19 protein-coding genes are annotated in these 18,627 nt (G+C 40.7%); 9 read left to right on the plus strand and 10 right to left on the minus strand.

Annotated features, from left to right (window positions below):
* Positions 1-58: 58 nt before the first annotated feature.
* The gene (locus tag WG989_RS13220; RefSeq protein WP_340430025.1) at positions 59-475 is read right to left on the minus strand and encodes a YciI family protein; all 417 of its coding nucleotides are present in this window, start codon (positions 473-475) and stop codon (positions 59-61) included.
* A 206-nt stretch (positions 476-681) separates the two neighbouring features.
* On the opposite strand from WG989_RS13220, the gene WG989_RS13225 reads away from it, so the two are divergent.
* From WG989_RS13225 to WG989_RS13235, 3 genes are all read left to right on the plus strand, one after another.
* Complete coding sequence (locus WG989_RS13225) at positions 682-1,866, plus strand: acyl-CoA dehydrogenase family protein (RefSeq protein WP_340430026.1); 1,185 nt, start codon at positions 682-684, stop codon at positions 1,864-1,866.
* A gap of 242 nt (positions 1,867-2,108) precedes the next feature.
* A complete protein-coding gene (locus WG989_RS13230) occupies positions 2,109-3,485 on the plus strand; it encodes an HAD-IB family phosphatase (protein ID WP_340430027.1) in 1,377 nt (458 codons plus the stop codon).
* Positions 3,486-3,490: 5 nt separating this feature from the next.
* On the plus strand, positions 3,491-5,263 hold the full coding sequence (locus tag WG989_RS13235; RefSeq protein WP_340430029.1) for a chloride channel protein: 1,773 nt from the start codon (positions 3,491-3,493) through the stop codon (positions 5,261-5,263).
* 4 nt (positions 5,264-5,267) lie between these two features.
* Here WG989_RS13235 and hxpB read toward each other — a convergent pair whose 3' ends face one another.
* Positions 5,268-5,924: a hexitol phosphatase HxpB gene (hxpB, locus tag WG989_RS13240; protein WP_340430030.1), complete on the minus strand. Its 657-nt coding sequence runs from the start codon at positions 5,922-5,924 to the stop codon at positions 5,268-5,270.
* Positions 5,925-6,048: 124 nt separating this feature from the next.
* Here hxpB and WG989_RS13245 point away from each other — a divergent pair, with 124 nt between their 5' ends.
* From WG989_RS13245 to WG989_RS13255, 3 genes are all read left to right on the plus strand, one after another.
* A complete protein-coding gene (locus tag WG989_RS13245; RefSeq protein ID WP_340430032.1) occupies positions 6,049-6,819 on the plus strand; it encodes a lysophospholipid acyltransferase family protein in 771 nt (256 codons plus the stop codon).
* Positions 6,820-6,957: 138 nt separating this feature from the next.
* Complete coding sequence (locus WG989_RS13250) at positions 6,958-7,785, plus strand: ion transporter (protein WP_340430033.1); 828 nt, start codon at positions 6,958-6,960, stop codon at positions 7,783-7,785.
* A gap of 28 nt (positions 7,786-7,813) precedes the next feature.
* Entirely contained in the window at positions 7,814-8,950 is a 1,137-nt protein-coding gene (locus tag WG989_RS13255) for a carboxypeptidase-like regulatory domain-containing protein (protein WP_340430034.1), read from the plus strand.
* A gap of 7 nt (positions 8,951-8,957) precedes the next feature.
* Here WG989_RS13255 and WG989_RS13260 read toward each other — a convergent pair whose 3' ends face one another.
* The 4 genes from WG989_RS13260 to WG989_RS13275 all read right to left on the minus strand — a co-directional run bounded on the left by WG989_RS13260 (position 8,958) and on the right by WG989_RS13275 (position 13,359).
* A complete protein-coding gene (locus WG989_RS13260; protein ID WP_340430036.1) occupies positions 8,958-9,470 on the minus strand; it encodes an acyl-CoA thioesterase in 513 nt (170 codons plus the stop codon).
* Positions 9,471-9,581: 111 nt separating this feature from the next.
* Positions 9,582-10,631, minus strand: coding sequence for a tRNA preQ1(34) S-adenosylmethionine ribosyltransferase-isomerase QueA (gene queA / locus WG989_RS13265; RefSeq protein WP_340430038.1), 1,050 nt, complete (start codon positions 10,629-10,631; stop codon positions 9,582-9,584).
* A gap of 212 nt (positions 10,632-10,843) precedes the next feature.
* Entirely contained in the window at positions 10,844-12,583 is a 1,740-nt protein-coding gene (locus tag WG989_RS13270) for an ABC transporter ATP-binding protein (RefSeq protein WP_340430040.1), read from the minus strand.
* Entirely contained in the window at positions 12,580-13,359 is a 780-nt protein-coding gene (locus WG989_RS13275; protein WP_340430042.1) for an AMP nucleosidase, read from the minus strand. The genes WG989_RS13270 and WG989_RS13275 overlap by 4 nt, the downstream gene beginning before the upstream one ends.
* A gap of 47 nt (positions 13,360-13,406) precedes the next feature.
* Between WG989_RS13275 and WG989_RS13280 the strand changes: the two genes are divergently transcribed.
* Positions 13,407-13,853, plus strand: a complete 447-nt coding sequence (locus WG989_RS13280; protein ID WP_340430043.1) for a type I restriction enzyme HsdR N-terminal domain-containing protein — start codon at positions 13,407-13,409, stop codon at positions 13,851-13,853.
* Positions 13,854-13,979: 126 nt separating this feature from the next.
* Here WG989_RS13280 and WG989_RS13285 read toward each other — a convergent pair whose 3' ends face one another.
* The 4 genes from WG989_RS13285 to WG989_RS13300 all read right to left on the minus strand — a co-directional run bounded on the left by WG989_RS13285 (position 13,980) and on the right by WG989_RS13300 (position 17,521).
* The gene (locus WG989_RS13285; RefSeq protein WP_340430044.1) at positions 13,980-14,387 is read right to left on the minus strand and encodes a DoxX-related protein; all 408 of its coding nucleotides are present in this window, start codon (positions 14,385-14,387) and stop codon (positions 13,980-13,982) included.
* A gap of 322 nt (positions 14,388-14,709) precedes the next feature.
* Positions 14,710-15,858 carry a hypothetical protein gene (locus WG989_RS13290; protein WP_340430045.1) on the minus strand — a complete coding sequence of 383 codons (1,149 nt, stop codon included), beginning with the start codon at positions 15,856-15,858 and terminating at the stop codon, positions 14,710-14,712.
* Positions 15,859-16,052: 194 nt separating this feature from the next.
* Complete coding sequence (locus tag WG989_RS13295; RefSeq protein ID WP_340430047.1) at positions 16,053-16,328, minus strand: hypothetical protein; 276 nt, start codon at positions 16,326-16,328, stop codon at positions 16,053-16,055.
* A gap of 197 nt (positions 16,329-16,525) precedes the next feature.
* Positions 16,526-17,521: an acyl-CoA reductase gene (locus WG989_RS13300; protein ID WP_340430049.1), complete on the minus strand. Its 996-nt coding sequence runs from the start codon at positions 17,519-17,521 to the stop codon at positions 16,526-16,528.
* 67 nt (positions 17,522-17,588) lie between these two features.
* Here WG989_RS13300 and WG989_RS13305 point away from each other — a divergent pair, with 67 nt between their 5' ends.
* Both WG989_RS13305 and WG989_RS13310 read left to right on the plus strand, forming a co-directional pair.
* Positions 17,589-17,936: a 4Fe-4S dicluster domain-containing protein gene (locus tag WG989_RS13305; protein ID WP_340430050.1), complete on the plus strand. Its 348-nt coding sequence runs from the start codon at positions 17,589-17,591 to the stop codon at positions 17,934-17,936.
* Between the two features lie 119 nt (positions 17,937-18,055).
* Positions 18,056-18,544, plus strand: coding sequence for a YybH family protein (locus WG989_RS13310; protein WP_340430051.1), 489 nt, complete (start codon positions 18,056-18,058; stop codon positions 18,542-18,544).
* Positions 18,545-18,627: the final 83 nt, after the last annotated feature.

Here is an 18,627-nt window from a genome sequence, read left to right on the forward strand (position 1 = left end):
ATAAATGTTTTGCAGAAGTTCAAATCGAAAAATATGCTTGATGCATCTTGCTTTGAATTTAATTTTCAGGAATCCCCGTTTTAAAACTACCACTACCCATCGTCCACCAAGGCCGGATATCATACGTTAAACGACCGGCAACAATTGCAGGATCTGTTTTTACCAATAACTCGATCTCTTCTTTTGTTTTACAACCCGGTGCCGACGCATCAAAAATAAAAAGCCCCACCCAGTCGCCACCATCTCCAAAAGGTCCGGCAACTTTTAATTTTCCTTCTTTGTGTAATCTCGCCATATTTGCCATATGTCCTTGCTGGATTTTTGCTGCTGTGGCAGAATCCTGCGAACGATTGGAACCTTTTAGCAACATCACAAACCAATATGGCTGAATGGTTTCTTTTGGGGTTTCATTCTTTTGTTGGGCAAACCCGGTAAGCGATACAAGCAACAGGCAGCAAAAAAATAATTGTTTCATGGAAGTTTGTTAAGGGCAAGAAAAGTACAACTTTTTCTATTCTGTCAGCCGCTCATTCGTACATTTGCGACCAGCTGATTCCCGTCCTTAGAGTGGAAGAAAAGATGGAAGGGGTGGGGTTGAGTAGAATAGATAAAGTACAAGAGTGCGACGCAACGAACGTAACATAGCAGCACAAAAGACGATAACAAAAAATTGCTTCCGGTATGAGTGTAAAACAAGACCTTTTTCAAAGCCCAGATTATTTTTTAGTGGATGAATTGTTGACCGAAGAACATAAGTTGATTCGTGATACAGTGCGTGCTTACGTTAAAAAAGAAATTTCTCCTATCATTGAAGAGTATGCACAAAAAGCAGAATTTCCTGTGCAGATCGTAAAGCAAATGGGCGACTTAGGTTGCTTTGGTCCAACAGTGCCCGTTGAATATGGTGGCGGTGGTTTGGATTATATCAGTTATGGATTAATGATGCAGGAATTGGAACGTGGCGATAGTGGTGTGCGTTCAACTGCTAGTGTGCAGGGAAGTTTAGTGATGTATCCTATTTATGCGTATGGTAACGAAGAGCAACGGAATAAATATTTACCCAAGCTTGCAAGTGGCGAATGGTTGGGTTGTTTTGGTTTAACAGAACCAGATCATGGTAGCGATCCAAGCAGTATGTTGACGAATATAAAAGATGCAGGTGATCATGTGATTTTGAATGGCGCAAAAATGTGGATCAGTAATGCGCCGTTTGCACAAGTAGCTGTTGTGTGGGCAAAAGACGAAGAGGGTGTAGTGCGAGGCGTAATTGTAGAAAGAGGAATGGAAGGATTTTCTACACCAACAACGCACGGTAAATGGAGTTTGCGTGCAAGTGCAACCGGTGAGTTGGTATTTGATAATGTGAAAGTGCCGAAAGAAAATATTTTACCGAATGTAAAAGGATTGAAAGGTCCGTTGGGTTGTTTAAGTAAAGCACGTTATGGTATTGCGTGGGGTGTGTTAGGTGCTGCCATGGATTGTTACGATACTGCATTGCGTTACAGTAAACAGCGTATTCAATTCGACAAGCCGATCGCAGGATTTCAATTGCAACAAAAAAAGTTGGCGGAGATGATCACAGAAATAACCAAAGCACAATTATTGAATTGGCGTTTGGGTGTGTTGATGAGTGAAGGAAGAGCTACACCACAGCAAGTGAGTATGGCCAAGCGTAACAGTTGCGAAATTGCGACGAATATTTGCAGAGACGCACGACAGATGCTGGGTGGTATGGGTATTACCGGAGAATATTCTGTGATGCGCCACATGATGAACCTGGAAAGTGTAATTACATACGAGGGAACACATGATATTCATTTATTGATCACAGGCATGGATGTTACCGGAATCAATGCGTTTAAATAATTATTATTTATCAGTAATGGAAGGATATCTTAACAGGTATCCTTTTTTTATGTACTATCTTTCTATTTACAAGAATATCAACTGATTTAGAAGAATTTCGGTGAAGTATTTCTTTTTTCAGGATGCAACCATTTTTTGTGGCATCCATCTTGCACTATACCCGGCGGGAACAATCTTTTTTCGCCAGTACTCCTTGTAAACTGCTGTAAATAACCCCGATTTCTAACCAAAAAAGTTTTCGTATGGTAACTGTAATTATACCCGTTTTAAATGAGGCAGAAACAATTGAAAATGTAATCAAATTTGCGTTTGAGAATGAAAATGTTTCAGAAGTAGTGGTGGTAGACGATAAATCATTTGATGAAACAGTTGCAAAAGCTACAGCGGCAGGAGCAAAAGTGATCACCAGTACCAAGCTTGGAAAAGGTGCATCCATGAAGGAAGGGATGCTCTGTGCAAAAAATGAAATTTTAATTTTTCTGGATGGTGATATTGATCCTTATCCACCCAATACAATTCGTGATCTTACCGATCCGATCATCAATGATACACATGATTTTGTAAAAGCAACATTTGGCCGCAATGCAGGTCGTGTAACCGAACTTGTTGCAAAGCCATTACTGAATATTTTATTTCCTGATCTGTCGGAATTTGAACAGCCACTCAGCGGTATGATCGCCGGTCGTAAAAAGTATTTTGAAACAATTGATTTTTATGATGATTACGGAGTTGACATCGGCATCCTCATTGATATGTATTTGCAAAAGGCACGTATAACAGAAGTGAATATTGGATACATCGACAATAAAAGTAAGCCATGGCAGGCATTGGGTAAAATGAGTAAAGAAGTATCCCGTGCTATTATTCAAAAAGCCATGCAGCAAAATAAACCCAATGCAAATCTGGAAGAGTTGCAGTCGTTTTCCGAAATACGTGACCAAATGGATTTTGCCATTCGTGAAAGCGTAATGGGGCTTGAAAAGATCGCCCTTTTTGATATGGACAACACAATTCTTCGTGGTCGTTTTATCGATACCTGTGCAAAACTTTATGGCTTTGAAAAAGATCTGCTCAATATCCGGGGAAGTGGCTCTGACACAGCCAGTACAACAAAAAATGTAGCACGGCTGTTAAAGGGTTTAAATTTATCTCAGATTCTTGCTGTTGCTGAAAGTATTCCGCCAGTAGATGATGTAGCAGACGTAGTGAAGGAATTAAAAAATCGTGGCTATGTAGTGGGTATCATCAGCGATAGTTATGACGTGGTTACGAATTATGTAAAAACAAAAATTGGTGCTGATTTTTCGTTAGCCAACGAATTGGAATTTTCGAAGAGTGTAGCAACCGGTGAAGTGAAAATTCCTTCTTTCCTGTTTAATTCGCAGGAGTCGCTTTGCAAACACAGCATCTGCAAAACAAATGCAGTGCAGCATATTCTCAAACATTATAAGATCGACATAAACAATGCAATTGCCATTGGTGATAGTGAGAATGATCTCTGCATGATCAAACATGTGGGTGTTGGTATTTCATTTTGTTCAACCAACGAATTATTGAATTACCTTGCCGACAGGCAAATCACTGTTCCGTCTTTTAGCGAACTACTTGAATTTGCCTGACAAGTATGTCCATCAGGTCGGTTATTCGAAATATTAATCGTTACAGAGCCTCACACATCAGTGAGCGAAATTTTCTTCTGATCTCCAGTATTATTGTTGGAGTATCGGTAGGGCTTGTTGCTGTGGCACTGAAGAAAACAGTGCATGCAATTCAGTTTTGGTTGCGTGAATTATTCAGAGGCCACGATTGGCAATACTTGTATTACTTGTTACCACTCATTGGTATTTTGATCACTGTATTTTATGTACAGAAGATCAGAAAGGGAAAGATCGGAAGAGGTATCAGCGGTATTATTCAGTCGATCTCTAAGCGTCATGGAAATATTCCACCCGATAATATGTACAGCCATATGGTTACCAGTGCTGTTACTGTAGGGTTTGGCGGATCGGTTGGACTGGAAGCGCCGATTGTGATTACAGGTTCTGCAGTGGGATCAAATATTGCACGTATATTTTTGCTTAGCCAGAAGGAGCGTGTTGTATTGCTTGCGTGCGGTGCTGCAGCAGGAATTGCGGCCGTGTTTAATACACCTGTTGCAGGTGTGTTGTTTGCAATGGAAGTATTGCTTGCTGAATTTTCAATCCCAACATTTATTCCCATTCTTATTGCATCAGCAAGTGGTGCGGTTATCTCCAGGTTATTGTACAATGAGCATTTGTTTTACCTGCTTACAAAAGAGTGGCAAATTGATGCTATCCCGTTTTACTTATTGCTGGGTGGGTTGTGTGGATTGGTATCAGTTTATTTTATGCGTGTGTATTTCTGGACAGAGAAAAAGTTTGCAGCTTCTTCTACTATACTTCCCAAAGCAATTGCGGGCGGTTTAACGTTAGGCTTGTTGATTTTCTTTTTTCCTGTGTTGTATGGCGAGGGCTATTCCACTGTTTCTGCCTTATTTAACGGCGATACAAGTAAGCTGCTTGATAATACATTTTATGGTGAATGGGTTACAAACCCGTATGTGTTACTGCTGGTGGTTATTGCCATTGTTTTGTTTAAAGTAGTTGCTTCTGCCATTACAATTAACGCCGGTGGTAACGGTGGTATTTTTGCGCCCACTTTATTTACAGGTGCATTTACGGGGTTTGGCTTTGCGCATTTTTTTAATACCACCGGTTGGAAAGAATTACTCACGGTGAACTTTGTTGCGGCAGGAATGGCCGGTATCATCAGTGGTGTTGTGCACGCACCATTGACTGCTATCTTTTTGATTGCAGAAGTAACAGGCGGTTATACATTGTTTGTACCGTTGATGATCGTGGCAGCAGTAAGTTATTTTATCAGCAAGGCATTTGAACCGTATTCTATCTACACCGAAAAACTGGCACAGAAAGGATTTAAAGTAGATGATCGGGAATTGGTGTTGCTCAACAACATCCGGCCCGAATCAATTTTTGAAAAAGATTTTATTGCATTGCGCAAAGAAGATCGGTTTCGTAAATTATCCGATGCATTCCTTGTAACTGATCAAACGGTTTTTCCGGTGTTGAATGAGGATCGTCGTTTAACAGGGCTTGTATATATTGATGATGTGAAATCGATTTTGCTGAAAGAAGATGTATTCGATAAAACAGTGATTGCTGATATCATGGTAAAACCACAATACACGATTTCTGTAAAAGATGATATTCAAAAGATCATGCGCCTGTTTGATTTGTCGGGTTTATGGGTGATACCTGTTGTACAAACGGATGGTTTGTTTATTGGATTTGCTGATAAACGAAAACTGTTGGGGCTGTTACGTGAAACGCTCAATACGCATCATCTTTCTGAATAAGAAACTACAGCATCTTTAATTTCTCTTCATCAAATTCCATCAGCGATCTTAATTTCAAATCGGCTGCATTCCATTTCGGATGATCATATGCTGCCGTTGCAGGTACAACCACGCATTTCATACGTGCTGCTTTGGCGGCGATCATACCGTTGAATGAATCTTCGAATGCAATACATTCCATTCCTTTCAAACCAAGCTCCGCGGCACAATTGAGATATACTTCCGGATGTGGCTTCCCAAACGGAAGTTTTTCGGCCGATGTAATTGCATCAAAACTGTTTTGCAGATCAAGTTTTTTCAACACCACATCTACCAACGAAAGGGGAGAAGAAGTAGCCAGTCCGATTTGAAAGCCCCGCTGTTTGAAAAAATGGATGATGGTATCTACACCTTCAAACACATCCGCATTTGCATCAATTTTTTCAATTGCTTTTTGAATGATCGTGTCAACAGCAGTTGGCGCATCCTGCATGGGAAGATCAAAATGACGGAACCAATGTTCGATCCATTCTTCCGTACGTAAGCCTGTAGAGCTGTGGTATTCTGCGGTTGTCAATTTTTTACCAAACTGTAGTAGCGTTTCGCTCCCTGCATCTTCCCAAAATGGCTCACTGTCAATGAGTAAGCCATCCATATCAAAAATTACGGCTCTATAAGTCATGCTGCAAAAATAGGCCTGATTTTTTCATATAATCAGGTTGAAATGAGCGCAAAATTAATGTTTGTCAGTATTACCAAATTGTTATCTTGCAACTCCTGTTTACAGGTGTCAATCAACTTTAACCATGTCAAATTTAGTAGAACGAATAAAAGAGTTCAACTTGTTGCGTCGTGTTGTGTACGGTGTTGTTGGTGTTATTACTTACCCCGGCATCGCACTTATTAATAAGCTCCAGGTGCATGGCGCAGAACGTTTGAAAGATCTTCCCAAACGGAATGTATTGTTTGTAAGCAATCACCAGACTTATTTTGCGGATGTGATCACGTTCCTGCATATTTTCTTTGCAGCGAAGTGGGGCCGATACAAAGGACTTGGTATACCGTATTACTTGCTCAACCCCATCACAAAAATTTATTATGTAGCCGCAGCCGAAACCATGAAAGATACATGGCTAACACGTTTGTTTGCCAGTGCAGGCGCACTCACGGTGAAGCGTACATGGAGGGCTGAGGGAAAAGAAGTACAACGTGGATTAGATCCCGGCGACACACGAAAAATTGCAAGGGCATTGAACGATAGTTGGGTGATCACTTTCCCGCAGGGAACAACAAAACCGTTTGCGCCCGGCCGTAAAGGAACGGCTTACATCATCAAACAAAACCAACCCATTGTTGTACCAATTGTGATCAATGGATTCTGGCGTGCATTCAATAAAAAGGGATTGAAGTTTAAGAAGAGAGGAAGTATTTTGTCGGTTACCATCAAGGAGCCGTTAAACATTGATTACAATGCGCCTGTTGAAGATATTCTGGATCAGGTAATGGATGGCATTGAACAAAGTAAAAAATACATGCTCAAAGGGAAACATCACCTTATGAGCGTAATTGATAAATAAGATTGCTTGCTGTAACAGATCGTTTTTAAAAAAGGATGAATAATTATTCATCCTTTTTTATTTTCGTTGAAGCTGTTGCACCGGCTGTTGCAGTGCTTGTATTATTCCCTAACTTTAAACCACCGCCAAAGCTACTGCATGTATCACTCAACCAGAAAGAAAGTACACATCCTTCTTCACCCTGAACTGGGCGAAACGAAATGGGATAAGATCATCAATGCGTTCATTATTTTTCTGATCATTTCAAATGTATTGGTTGTAATTCTTGAAACAGTTCCGTGGATCCACGACAGGTATCTCACATTTTTTTATTACTTCGATCTTATTTCAGTCATCATTTTTACCATTGAGTATGTGTTACGGGTGTGGAGTTGTGATCATGATCCCCGTTACAGTCATACATTTTTTGGGCGGTTAAAATATATGTTTTCGTATGAAGGATTGATTGATCTGTTGGCCATTCTCCCTTTTTATGTGCATGTGGTGGTAGGGCTTGACCTACGTGTTTTACGAATGTTGCGGTTACTTCGATTTTTGCGTTTGTTCCGGCTAACAGCGTATATGAAATCTGCAAAAATGATCCGCAATGTATTTGTAAAAAGAGCAAGTGATCTGAAGTTAAGCGTTGTGCTTATTCTTATACTGATCATCATTGCTTCGAGTGTGATGTATTTTGCAGAACACAATGCTCAACCTGCCGTATTCTCCAGTATTCCTGCAACGTTATGGTATGCAATTGTAACCCTCACCACTGTTGGTTATGGCGATATGATACCGGTTACGATCATCGGAAAAATAATGACCGGCGTTATAATGCTGAGTGGTGTTGCTATTTTCGCTTTACCTGCCGGGATAATTACAGCAGGTTTTTTAGAAGAGGTGCAACATATGCGTGGAAAGAAAACGGTTCATTGTCCGCATTGTGGTGCAAATTTTCATCCAGACCATCATGAACATGGTCATTAGCAGATGAATATTTAATTTTAGTCTGGGAATGCATATTGTTTATAAACTTATCATCATCTTTCTCTTAGCACAAAGCAATTTAGTTGCACAGTCGTTTTATATCAAAGGCATCGTAATTGATAACGAAACGAGCGTGCCTCTTGCCAATGCAAGTGTGTTCATCAATAATTCCACAACCGGTACCGTTACAAACAGCGCAGGGGAATTTCAACTGGGACCTTTTGCGCCAGGTACCTATGAGGTTGTTACTTCTTTTGTAGGGTACGAACGATTACTCTACATTGCCGATATCCGTAACGCTTCAATGAAAATCACTTTCCGAATGACCCGGCGTGAAGAAGAAATGCGTGAGTTGCTGATTTTGCCAGAAGCAACACGGGTACGATACCTTGAAATTTTTCGAAAAAATTTATTGGGTGAAACCAATGCGGCAAACCGGTCAAAGGTGAAAAATTTGAAAGATGTACAGTTTGCAGCTACACCTAACAAGAACGAATTAGTTGCCTATTGCGATACAACGCTTGTTGTTGACAACCCTGAACTTGGATACATGATCTATTTCGACCTGGTTGAATTTTATTTTAACAGTGCAACAGGAGAGTCACGGTTTTTTGGCTATACCCGTTTTGTAGACAAAAATGGCGAAGGCGAAAATAAACGCCGGTGGGCAAAAAGAAGAAAGGAAGCATATGCAGGAAGTACGATGCATTTTTACCGCAGCTTGGTACAGCGTAAACTAAAGGAAGAACAGTTTACAGTACAGAATATTTACAGGAAGGAAATGAAACGGGAAGGAGGGATTCCGCAAAACATTACACTCAACCTCGGAGGAAGCAACAGTATTGATATTGCAGTGCCGGTTACCGAAGACAGTTTGTTGCGTGTTTACAGCGACTCAGGTTATACGATCTATGAAATTAAAACAGCCGATCGCCTGCGTGTATTATATGCAAAAAACACAGCACTGAAGCAGGATATTACAAAGAACAGAATTGTGGGCGGCCAGCCAAGAGATGGAACTGTCGCCGGTCTACACCCTTTTCAACCACCTATTCTTGTTGACTACCGTGGAAGGTTACTTACACCTATGGCTGCTTACAATGATGGGATGTGGGCCTTTGAACGATTGGCCAATATGTTGCCGGAAGATTATGAGCCGGAGTAGCGAACGGCTAATCCACAAACAACGCCTTCAACTCCGCTGCATCATTCGGTTTCATTTTTCCGCCAAGGATCAAACGCAATTGACGGCGGCGTAATGCACCGTCAAATAATTTTACTTCTTCTTCTGTTTCGGGAATTAACTGCGGAACGGGTTTTGGTCGGCGGTTGGGATCGAGTGCTACGAATGTATAATACGCTTCATTGCTTTTGTAACGGTATTGCTGCACGGTATCTTCACCCCACACTTTCATGTGCACTTCCATTGAACTATTAAATGCTCTTGTAACTTTTGCTTCAATGTGTACAACGTTGCCCAACTTGATCGGGTTCTCAAATGAAATATTATCAACACTGGCTGTAACTACAGGTGAGTTACAATGTTTGCCTGCAGCCAATGCCGAGGCAATGTCCATCCAATACATTAAACGACCGCCCATGAGGTTGCCAAATACATTGGTATCGTTCGGGAGTACCAACTCGGTCATTATGATAAACGATTCTTTTGCTGTTTTGCTGTTCATGTAAAAATATTTTTACCACAAAGGCCCTAAGGCACAAAATGCACAAAGGAAATTCTTTGAGTCTTTGTGGCCAGAAAAAATCCCTCTCGGTTGGGAGAGGGATTGTATGAGTTAGATCACCAACATCGCATCTCCATAACTGAAGAAACGGTATTTGTCTTTAATTGCTTTTTTGTACGCTTCCATTGTAAGATCGTAACCGGCAAATGCACAGGTCATGATCAACAAACTTGTTTTCGGCAAGTGGAAGTTGGTTACCAATGAATCGGCAATATTAAAATTGTAAGGAGGGTGAATAAAAATATTCGTCCAGCCTTCACTTGGTTTTAATAATTGCTGTGCAGTAAAGGATGTTTCCAATGCACGCATTGTAGTGGTGCCCACAGAACAGATGCGGTTTTTTCCTTCTTTTGCTTTGTTTACAATTTTGCAGGAAAAATCATCGATCTTATAATACTCTGCATCCATTTTATGTTTGCTCAAATCTTCTACTTCAATTGGACGGAACGTTCCTAAACCCGTGTGCAGTGTTACTTCTGCAAAACGGATACCTTGAATTTCCAAACGTTTGATCAACTCCTGGCTAAAGTGCATACCCGCCGTAGGAGCTGCAACCGCACCTTCGTGTTTTGCAAACACAGTTTGGTAACGCTCACGATCTTCATCATCCGGCTTACGCTTAATATATTTTGGAAGTGGTGTTTCCCCCATCGCATACAATACAGTGCGGAACTCTTCATCAGTACCATCAAACAAGAAACGAATGGTACGTCCACGTGAAGTAGTGTTGTCAATTACTTCAGCAACCAGATCTTCTGTTTCACCGAAATATAATTTGTTACCAACACGTATCTTTCTTGCGGGATCAACGATCACATCCCACAAACGGTTTTGCTTATTTAATTCACGGAGAAGAAACACTTCAATTTTAGCACCTGTCTTTTCCTTGCGGCCATACATACGGGCAGGAAATACTTTGGTGTTGTTAACTACAAAAACATCTTTGTCGTCGAAGTATTCCATGATGTCACGGAACTGGCGGTTTTCGATTTGTCCGGTTTTGCGGTGAACCACCATCAAACGGCTGTCTTCACGTTTTTTTGTAGGATTCTGGGCAATGAGATTGAGGGGTAGGTCGAACGTAAACTGTGATAACTTCATACTGCGTTTTATAATTTTAGTAACGGGTGCAAACGCAGCGTTGAGGTGAGTATTCGGGAGTGACTCTCCAAACCCCGTCTTACGGCACCGGGTTTGAACCTGTTACTTTTTAATGCGTGCGAAGGTAAGGAATTTAGGCGAAAATCGGGGAATTTTATCCACAAACAAAGCTGCAAGCTATTAGCTGATCGTTGCGAACTTATTCATCAAGTTTAGGATTGTAAAGCCTGGCCGGGAATCGCTGACAGCAATTGACGGGTATAATCTGATTTGGGGTTGAAATAAACTTCTTCAGATGTACCCATTTCTTCGATCTGACCTCTATTCATAACAATAATTCGGTCGCAGATATAACGCACCACCGAAAGATCATGCGAAATAAAGATGGACGTGAAGTTGAATTCCTGCTTCAGATCGTTGAGCAGGTTCAGCACCTGCGCCTGTACACTTACGTCCAATGCCGAAACTGATTCATCCCAAACTATAAACGATGGATGCAAGGCCAATGCTCTTGCAATAACGATCCGCTGGCGTTGCCCGCCGCTGAACTCATGGGGGTATCGGTTGAAGTGATCGGTAGTTAGATTTACTTTCTCCAGAAGCTCCATCACTTTTTCTTTCGCTTTCTTTTGGGAGGGTTGAAGTTGATGCACCAGCATTGGTTCTGCAATGGCATCACCGATGCTGATACGTGGATTCAAAGACGAATATGGATCCTGGAAAACGATCTGCAAGTCTTTGCGTTGTTGTTTGAATACAGCAGAAGATTTGCTGAGGATGTTTTCACCATTCAGTAAAATGCTGCCCGATGTTGCATCAACCAAGCGAAGCAATGCTCTGCCGAGTGTTGTTTTGCCGCAACCGCTTTCGCCAACAAGTCCCAGCGTTTCACCATTGTACACATCAAAACTTACATTGTTCACTGCTTTAATGTAAGAAGAGGATTTGCCAAACAGTTTCTTCTGTTCCGGAAACCAAACGTTCAGGTTTTGAATTTGAAGAAGGGGAGTTTGGGAATTAGGAATTAAGGTTTTGGGCTTTTCACTCTCCACTTTCGGCTCATGACTACCGGCTATACTTTCCACTTTCAATTTTCCATTTCCCACTTCCATAAAATCACTCACCACCGGCAAACGTTTTCCTTTTGGATGAAGTGCAGGCCGGCAAGCAAGTAAAGCTTTTGTGTAAGGATGTTGCGGGTTATTGAAAATATCTCTTACAGAGCCTTGCTCAACAATTTGTCCTTTGTACATCACCACAATTTTATCAGCAATATCATGCACCACACCAAGATCATGGGTAATAAACAACACACCCATGCCGGTTTCCTGCTGCAATTCTTTTATGAGTTGAAGGATGGTATTTTGCACCGTTACATCCAATGCCGTAGTTGGTTCATCCGCAATTAAGAGTGATGGATTACAACTCATGGCCATAGCGATCATCACCCGTTGCTTTTGTCCACCACTTAATTGATGCGGATAACGGCTAAGCATAGCCGCCGGGTTGGGTAACTTTACTTTTTCAAATAATTGAAGTGTTCGTTTGGCCGCTTCTTCTTTATTTACTTTTTGATGCAATTGAATAGCTTCCATCACTTGCATGCCGCAAGTAAAAACAGGATTGAGTGAACTCATTGGTTCCTGGAAGATCATGGCAATTTCATTACCACGAATATGTTGCATTTCCTTTGCGGAAGCGTTGAGCAGATCAATAGTAGTTCCGTCTTTTCTGGTGAAATGAATGCTTCCATTGGGATAAGAAGCAGGAGGTTGCGGTATCAATTTCAAAGCAGACAATGCAGTAACAGATTTGCCTGAACCGCTTTCGCCCACTACTGCAACCGTTTCTCCTTTGCCAACACCAAATGAAATACAATGTATGGCCTTAACAAAACCCTCCTCTGTTTTGAAGTTTACTTCAAGATCTTTTATTTGAAGCAGATCCATCATTGTTCTTCAAAACGAAGATGTTTAACGGTGTTGCCGTTGTTGATCAATTGTTTCAATGAATCAATGCCGATCTTAATATGATTTTCAACAAAGTGTGAGGTTACTTTTTTATCGCTTTCTTCAGTTTTTACACCTTCAGGTGTCATGGGGCTATCACTTACCAGTAACAGAGCACCGGTAGGAATATGGTTGAAAAAACCAACTGTAAAAATGGTCGCTGTTTCCATATCAATTGCCATCACACGAATCTTTTCGAGGTATGCCTTAAATTCTATATCATGCTCCCATACACGACGGTTGGTTGTGTAAACGGTTCCGGTCCAGTAATCACTATCATAATCACGGATGGTGGTTGATACTGCCTTCTGCAAAGCGAATGAAGGTAAAGCCGGCACTTCAGATGGGAAATAATCCTTGCTGGTACCTTCGCCTCTTACAGCGGCGATGGGGAGAATGAGATCGCCAATTTTGTTTTTATGTTTTAGTCCGCCGCATTTGCCCAGGAATAAAACGGCTTTTGGTTGAATGGCCGATAGCAGATCCATTACTGTTGCAGCAGTGGCACTTCCCATTCCAAAGTTGATGATCGTTATTCCTTCTGCAGTTGCACATTGCATGGGTTTGTCTTTTCCAACAACTTCAACATTGTTCCACTCTGCAAACATGTTTACATAATTGCTGAAGTTGGTGAGTAGTATATACTTACCAAACTCATCCAGTTTTTTCCCCGTGTAGCGTGGCAGCCAGTTCTTAACGATGTCTTCTTTTGTTTTCATCTTTTTTACAATTAAATTCTGCTAAATTAATCATTTACTTTTGAGCAATGATAAAAGTTGATTTTCCTGCGCCTTCATTTCGAATTAAAGAGGAGAATGGTAAGGAAGTGATTTTTGATGACCTGCGTAAGCAATGGGTACGATTGACTCCTGAAGAATGGGTTCGGCAGAATTTTCTTCAATACTTGTTGCAGGAGAAAAAGTACCCGGCCGCTTTCATTGGTATCGAAAAAGAAATTGCATTGGGTGAATTAAAAAAACGGTTCGATATGCTGATCTATGATCGTGATCACCAACCATGGATGATGATCGAGTGTAAAGCAATGGATGTGGAGCTGACGGAAAAAGTGTTAGAACAAATCATCCGGTATAATATGTCTGTGCCCGTTCCTTATCTGGTGATCAGTAATGGTTCATACAGCTATGCATGGACGAAACAGGAAAGCAAACTCTTCAGCATTAAGGAACTGCCTGTTTTTCCTTCATCATACTAAAAGCTGGGCAAATTATTTACATATAAATTGCCAGAATTAATACTAGACCGTCAACAGTTTTTGTTTCGATCATGTGATCAAATAAAAACTGCAGCACCTTTAAATGGATAGATCAATGAATTTTAATCAATCACTTTCTTCAAGGTGCAATTTCTGATGATGTGCACCGGATGCGATCAGTAGTGCAAACCCAACGATGGCGGTATCTTTCAACACATTCATCCATGCAAATTGCCGCATCTCTTTGGCACCTGCATTCATTGAATTTGGTAAATGAACGGTGAGGATCAAGATCACCAGCATTGCAGCGAGTAAATAGCCTGTAAGCTTTACAAACTTGTTGAAGAGAAACGAAATGCCGGCAAGAATGAATGCCCCGCCTACGATATAGACCCAAAGAATTCCGCCGGGCAAAAAGTCCGGAACATACACAAGTAAATCGTAAGGATTTTTGAAATGAAAAATCCCGAAAGCGATCAAAACAACCGACAGCAAATAGATTGCTAATCGGGCAACGATGTGGTACTGTTTCATAACAGAAGTTTTTATTGAGTGAAGAAGGTTTGCCTGTCTGATTCATCGTCAATCCTCATCATCTGCAGTTACACAAGTGCTGTATGAAACCGTTTCTACCAGTAATTTAAGCAATTATTTCAGGAATAAAAAATGGAATTATTATGGACAAGCAGAGTGGGGCATTCTTGCAGGAAGAATAATTAGTGCAATGACTTATTTTCGGCATTTAGTTTTAAAAACAAAAAGCAGCATTGTTTCAAATCAATAGTGAGCCTGTATAAATAAATAACCGTAACGATCTTCTATATACTCAGTATTTGTAATGAGCCTTATTAATTTCTTATTTTCGTATCAGAATTTGTTTCGAGTGTCGTTGATTGTTAGATGACGCCTGAAAAACAAAGAGACCTTCCGGTAATTTTTCGGTTGAGATCAGCATTTTATTGCCGACATGCTGGTTAATAAAAGTGCCGACAGTTTTCCCAGACGTATGATAAACAATGCAACGTTCAATTGGGTAAGGACTCCAGAGTTCAAGTGTTTTTGATCCTGGTTGGATGCTTACTGTTAACTCATTTTGATTCAGAAAGTGTGTAACACGGTCGATAGCAGAATAATGATGTTTGCCATCGGTGTCAATTTGTTTGAGTCTGTAAAAATTTACATGCTCAAGTGGTTTTTTATCAATAAAGTTGAATGAATGAATGGCATTGTTATTTTTCACCGCAGAAACACTGTCAATGGTTATCCAGCTTCGCTGATCGGACGATCGTTCAATATAAAATGTTGTATTGCCGGCTTCATCTTTTACATCCCAACTTAACAAACTTGTAGTACCCTTTTTTACAACTTTAAAATTGTGAATTGCCATTGGTAATATGATGTGTTGGTAATAAACAGTAATTCTTACGTTGTCAACATCAGCCGATAAAAACAAACCAGCCAAACCACTTTTCAATTCAGCAGAAAATGCAAAGCCGAAATTTTCACCGTTTATATCTGCCGATGTCCAGGATGTTCCCCATAGATCGGATGAGCTCCCGTATGTGATTGTTTGGTCAGAACCCGTCCAGTTTGTTGATGTATTTGCTTTATTGTTGCCAACAATGCCGCCATTTTTTACAAGCATTACAGAGTGGTCACGAACAGATGCTCCTAACAAACCAAGTCCGCTGGCCTTTCGCTCAAGCCTTACTTCAATACCGCAAATTGTTACAGCAGCCGGAATGGACATATCAAAATCGTCCAACATCATAAAGTTTGAATGAACTGTAGCAAGAACTCCTAAGAGAAACCCTGCAGAAGCATGTGTATTATTGGAAGAGTAAACATGTGTTGCGTTATCCCAATCAAAGCTGCCGGTAGAATTGTTATTGATTACGGAAGCGGGATTTTTTACATCTGAAACATCACATTGAGTTTTGCCGGTATTGTGTAATAGAAGAGAGGTTAGCAGAAGCAACACAAACGGTTTGCAATTGGTTTTCATGGTTGGGTGTTTAGGATATTGGATAAAAATAGCAAAGGCCTCTAAGAAAATTAGTAAGTAATATTTGCTATTTCTAACATATGAGCTATCAAAACCGGAAAATATACAGAAACCCTTAGTGATGCTCTAAAATACCCTGACGATAATGAGATGTGAAAATCATATTGACAAAACCGCACCTTACTACAATAGCGTCAAGAGGATACAGCCTCAGTTTGGAGCCAGTTAAATACCGATTTTTCGCTGTTGATGTTAACGGGGAGATGATTGATCAGAAGGTCTTCCAGTTTTTGCCCATCTTCAATTGTAAATGAGTCAGATAATGCAGCTATAGAGTTAATGATGAACAATACCTGGTTACCGTTCCAGCGGTCGAATAATCTGCGTGTTGGCGATCCTGTAAAAAGTAAACTTCGGTCTTCAATGGCCCACTTGTAATAGCCTTTGAGATCTTCTTTTGAAAATTGCATAAATAAAAATTTTGTCGGAAGCGGGTTGCAGAAAGTAGAGAGAAGGTAAGAAATGGTTTTAGTTTTCCGTTCTGCGAACTGTTTGCGATGAACTGAAAGGTAGTCTATTAAGCCCACATAGCGAAATACAAACGCATCTGCATAAAAACATCCATCGATTGATGGGTGTAAAATTTATGCAAGAATAGAATAAACAGTTACAAACTCAACAGAAATTGCATTACATCAACACCATCTGCATAATCCATCAATGAAGGTTGTTGTGCCTGGCCAAATGCTAAACCATCAAGTCCAACAATAGCTTGTACTTTTTCGTTTCCTGCCAGTGCAGCTTTCACATCGTCTGCATGTTGGTAGTAGCTGTAATGCAAACTGCCGATCGGTGAAAAAAGACCATCGCTTTCGATCAATACAATGCAGTCGTTGGTCATGTAATAAATATTATTCATCAGGTACACGGCCAATTGATAATCGTAATTGTTACGGTATTTATGATGATCGAACATCCAGCTGTATTTCCGTAATGCATTCAGCAATGGCACAAAATCATATTGCTGTGGTACATACAGCTTGGTGATATTGCGGCAACCCAATCCAAAGTAGAGCATGATGTCATCAGCCAATAACGAAAGCTCTGCTTCTGTTTCCTTACCGGTTATTATACCAACAGATGTACGGTTTTTCCTGATCACAGAAGGATAGCGGCCAAAATAAAAATCGAAATAACGGGAACTGTTGTCGCTGCCAGTTGCAATATAGGCATCGCAATCTTTGAGTGATGATTCAAAGCGAACATGCTCTGCCACAGCGGGATTCCATTCCGTCATTTTATCAACCAGATGTTTCAACAATACTTCATCTTTCGATGAAAGTTTGCACACCTGTTTATGTCCGCTGATAAACACACATAGAAAATCATGAAATCCAACCAATGGAATATTGCCTGCCATTACAATGCCAACCGTTTTTGGTTGAATGTTATCATCCAGCCTGTAATGAGCGATCCATTTGTCAAGTGCATCTTTCTGCAGAAAATTTTCAACAATGGATGTTGCTGACAGGTTTACAAATGCCGGCGTGAACCAATGGTTCTGTTGCTCCGCCCGGGTACAAGCCATTTCCCATTCAGGCGGTTGTGCAGAAATATATTGTGCGAGTTGCTGTAAAATTTCCTGCCTTTGTTGTAAATTCATTCAACTGTTTAGTTTACATTTGAAACGCAAAAGTAAATCAAACTAACCCTAAAAAATTTCAAACTCTATGGCAATAAAAATTACAGAAGAATGTATCAATTGCGGGGCTTGTGAACCAGAGTGTCCCAACAACGCAATTTACGAAGGCGGAGTAGAATGGGCGATAGCTGACGGTACAACGGTAAAAGGCTCTTACACATTAATTGATGGTTCGGTTGTTGATGCAGCCACCAAAAATGCGCCGGTAAGTATGGATACGTATTACATCACACCGAATAAATGTACTGAGTGCCAGGGCTTTCATGAAGAACCACAATGTGCATCTGTTTGTCCGGTTGATTGTTGCGTACCGGATGAGATGTATGTAGAAACGGTAGAAGACCTGTTGGCTCGTAAAGATCGACTGCATATTTAAGTTTCTCTCAGATGGATGAGTTCCCGTAAGAACGATTCCGGAATACGGCGGGTGATATTTCCCGTTAAAAAAAGGTGAAGGCTTGAAAACCTTCACCTTGCTTTTTATATCTTGCACGCATGAAGAATTTAATGATCCTTGTGTTGGGAATGAGTTTGGTTGTTTCCTGTAATTTGGTGTTGAAGAAACCAGCCGAACCGGAAGTGAAGGTGGAAACTGAACAGTGGTTACAGGAAATGGTTGAAACAGATAAAGCTTTTTCAGCCGCAAGTGAAAAGAACGGTATGAAAAAAGCGTTCCTTGAATACATAGCCGATGATGCCGTGTTACTGCGGCCAGGCTTTTTACCAATTGTTGAAGGTGATGTGATCAGGTTTCTCAATGCGCAGGAAGACACTTCATTTACTATGACATGGGAGCCAAAAGGAGCTGATATTTCATCATCTGGAGATATGGGGTTTACTTACGGCGTTTATAAAGTGGCCACGGCAGATACAACAATACAGGGAACTTACCTGAACGTATGGCGGAAACAAGAAGATGGTACCTGGAAATTTGTAGTAGATACGGGAAACCAGGGGATCAGTATTGATGCAGAAACAATGTAGCACTGAATGTAAGCTGGCAGGATTCTTGAATAAAACGATGTTCAGTTATCAAACAAAAAGCTATTCTCTAAAAGTCGACAGCG

The organism is Lacibacter sp. H407 (assembly GCF_037892605.1).
Classification (GTDB): Bacteria; Bacteroidota; Bacteroidia; order Chitinophagales; family Chitinophagaceae; genus Lacibacter.

Excerpts from the sequence above, each read along its gene's own strand:
- WG989_RS13310 (WP_340430051.1), top strand. The coding sequence starts at position 18,056 with ATGAAGAATTTAATGATCCTTGTGTTGGGAATGAGTTTGGTTGTTTCC.
- WG989_RS13270 (WP_340430040.1), bottom strand. The coding sequence starts at position 12,583 with ATGATGGATCTGCTTCAAATAAAAGATCTTGAAGTAAACTTCAAAACA.
- WG989_RS13220 (WP_340430025.1), bottom strand. The coding sequence starts at position 475 with ATGAAACAATTATTTTTTTGCTGCCTGTTGCTTGTATCGCTTACCGGG.
- WG989_RS13285 (WP_340430044.1), bottom strand. The coding sequence starts at position 14,387 with ATGAAACAGTACCACATCGTTGCCCGATTAGCAATCTATTTGCTGTCG.
- WG989_RS13250 (WP_340430033.1), top strand. The coding sequence starts at position 6,958 with ATGTATCACTCAACCAGAAAGAAAGTACACATCCTTCTTCACCCTGAA.
- WG989_RS13230 (WP_340430027.1), top strand. The coding sequence starts at position 2,109 with ATGGTAACTGTAATTATACCCGTTTTAAATGAGGCAGAAACAATTGAA.
- WG989_RS13260 (WP_340430036.1), bottom strand. The coding sequence starts at position 9,470 with ATGAACAGCAAAACAGCAAAAGAATCGTTTATCATAATGACCGAGTTG.
- WG989_RS13280 (WP_340430043.1), top strand. The coding sequence starts at position 13,407 with ATGATAAAAGTTGATTTTCCTGCGCCTTCATTTCGAATTAAAGAGGAG.
- WG989_RS13225 (WP_340430026.1), top strand. The coding sequence starts at position 682 with ATGAGTGTAAAACAAGACCTTTTTCAAAGCCCAGATTATTTTTTAGTG.
- WG989_RS13275 (WP_340430042.1), bottom strand. The coding sequence starts at position 13,359 with ATGAAAACAAAAGAAGACATCGTTAAGAACTGGCTGCCACGCTACACG.
- WG989_RS13305 (WP_340430050.1), top strand. The coding sequence starts at position 17,589 with ATGGCAATAAAAATTACAGAAGAATGTATCAATTGCGGGGCTTGTGAA.
- WG989_RS13255 (WP_340430034.1), top strand. The coding sequence starts at position 7,814 with ATGCATATTGTTTATAAACTTATCATCATCTTTCTCTTAGCACAAAGC.
- queA (WP_340430038.1), bottom strand. The coding sequence starts at position 10,631 with ATGAAGTTATCACAGTTTACGTTCGACCTACCCCTCAATCTCATTGCC.
- hxpB (WP_340430030.1), bottom strand. The coding sequence starts at position 5,924 with ATGACTTATAGAGCCGTAATTTTTGATATGGATGGCTTACTCATTGAC.
- WG989_RS13245 (WP_340430032.1), top strand. The coding sequence starts at position 6,049 with ATGTCAAATTTAGTAGAACGAATAAAAGAGTTCAACTTGTTGCGTCGT.
- WG989_RS13300 (WP_340430049.1), bottom strand. The coding sequence starts at position 17,521 with ATGAATTTACAACAAAGGCAGGAAATTTTACAGCAACTCGCACAATAT.
- WG989_RS13235 (WP_340430029.1), top strand. The coding sequence starts at position 3,491 with ATGTCCATCAGGTCGGTTATTCGAAATATTAATCGTTACAGAGCCTCA.
- WG989_RS13295 (WP_340430047.1), bottom strand. The coding sequence starts at position 16,328 with ATGCAATTTTCAAAAGAAGATCTCAAAGGCTATTACAAGTGGGCCATT.
- WG989_RS13290 (WP_340430045.1), bottom strand. The coding sequence starts at position 15,858 with ATGAAAACCAATTGCAAACCGTTTGTGTTGCTTCTGCTAACCTCTCTT.